The organism is Streptomyces sp. NPDC057486 (assembly GCF_042802415.1).
Lineage (GTDB): Bacteria > Actinomycetota > Actinomycetes > Streptomycetales > Streptomycetaceae > Streptomyces > Streptomyces yanii.
Genome location: NZ_JBHVEE010000312.1, coordinates 1 through 1,719, shown reverse-complemented (window position 1 = coordinate 1,719; position 1,719 = coordinate 1). Strand labels below are relative to the sequence as shown.

1 protein-coding gene is annotated in these 1,719 nt (G+C 68.8%); it reads right to left on the bottom strand.

The annotated features are described in order from the left end of the window. Positions 1-33 precede the first annotated feature (33 nt). Positions 34-1,665, bottom strand: a complete 1,632-nt coding sequence (locus tag ACFU6I_RS48560) for an ISAzo13 family transposase (RefSeq protein ID WP_384380982.1) — start codon at positions 1,663-1,665, stop codon at positions 34-36. Positions 1,666-1,719 lie beyond the last annotated feature (54 nt).

Genomic DNA, 1,719 nt, shown 5'->3' with positions numbered 1-1,719 from the left:
GGATCCGTCGAGAAATTACTGGTGCGTGTCGGGTCAATCGTCTGTTGTCGTTGCGTGTATGACGTAGCGGGCGAGTTCGCTGGGGTCGATGAGACGGACCGGGAGCGGGTCGCTGTGGTGGCCGTGTCGCTGTAGCAGGGGGCGGGTCTGCTGGAGGAGGGCGCGCATCTGGTTCTCGCCGACGCGGAAGAGGTGGGCGATCAGCGAGGCGGGCAGTTCGCGCTGGTCCAGGACGGAGGCCCAGATGATGTTTTCGACCGCGAGTTTGCGGTGGTGGGGCCGTTGGCCGGGTGCGAGTTGGTCGATCAACTCACGGATGGCGGCGACGAGTTGGTCGAGGGCTTGCCGGGTGAGGCCGGTCAGTACCGGGTGGGTTACCAGTGCCGCGTCGAAGGTGTGGGCCTGGCGGGGATGAGCGCGGCGCCCTTGCGGCTGCAGTGGCACGGCCGGGACGCCGGGTTGCGGCGGGATGGTGTAGTTCCACTCGCCGTGGAAGTCGTCGGGGTCGATACGCAGTGCCGCGAGGTGCTGGGCGTCGATCTCGATCCCGGTGGGATAGGTGCCCTCGTCCAGGCGGGCGCTGACACGCAGGCCGGTTGTGGTCGTGGTGGAGGCGATCAGGTTGAGGGCGACTTCGTAGCTGGTCAGCGGGCGGGCGCGCCAGTTCATGGAGATGAAGGAGAACAGCCGGTGTTCGACCTTGTTCCATTTTGATGTGCCCGGTGGCAGGTGGCACACGCTGATTTCCAGGCCCGTCTCGGTGGCCAGGGTGGCGAGGTTGGCTTTCCAGGCACGGGTGCGGGAGCTGTTCGAGCCGCCGCCGTCCGCGGTGATCAGCAGTCTGCGCGCGTTGGGGTAGGCCGTCCGGCCTTCCTCCGTCCACCAGCGGCGCAGGGCTGCGACCGCGAACGCGGCGGTGTCGTGGTCGGTGCCCACCACGACGAAGCCGGTATTGCGTCCCAGGTCGTAGATGCCGTACGGGATCGCCGTGCCGGTCGCGTGGGAGGGGAAGTCGTGGTCGAGGACCTTCACCGGCGCGCCCGGCGGCACCCACTCCCTGCCGGCCTGCGCGAACAGTCCGATCTGTTCCTTTTTCTTGGTGTCCACGCTGATCACCGGGTCGCCGGAGGCCAGGAATCGGCCCACCGTGTCGTTGAGGTGACGGAACTGGGCATCCCGGTCCGGGTGTGAATTCCCCGCCAGGACCCGCGCGTTGGCGCGCAGGCTGAACCCGGCCTGCTTGAGCAGCGCGGCGATGGTGTCCCGGCCCGCCGTGTGGCCCTGGGCGGCCAATTCACCCGCCAGGTGGCGCAACGACTTCGTCGTCCACGTCAACGGCCGCATGGGGTCACCCTGGGTACTGTCCTCGACCAGGGCCAGCAGTGCGGCCCGCAGCCCCGGGTCCTTCTCGGCCGAGGCCGGACGGCCCGCGCCGGCCCGGCGGACCCGGCCGTCCGGCGCGGGATCCTCCTCCAGCTCGGCCAGGCCGCGGGAGACGCAGCCCTTGGAGACTCCGGCCGCCTTCGCGACGGCGGTGATCCCGCCGTGACCGAGTATCCGAGCCTCCGCTCCGTACAAGAGCCGACGCTGACGCTCGTCCAGATGCGGCGTCACCGCCTCCAGCTTCGCCCGCAACGGGCCGATCAACTCTTCGAAACGCCCCATACCACATCAACGATCCGAAGGCTCGGAAGCAACCCGTAGAAAATCGACGGCCCC

Bases quoted from the DNA above. Each gene is read 5' to 3' on its own strand.
- ACFU6I_RS48560 (WP_384380982.1), bottom strand. From the start codon at position 1,665: ATGGGGCGTTTCGAAGAGTTGATCGGCCCGTTGCGGGCGAAGCTGGAG.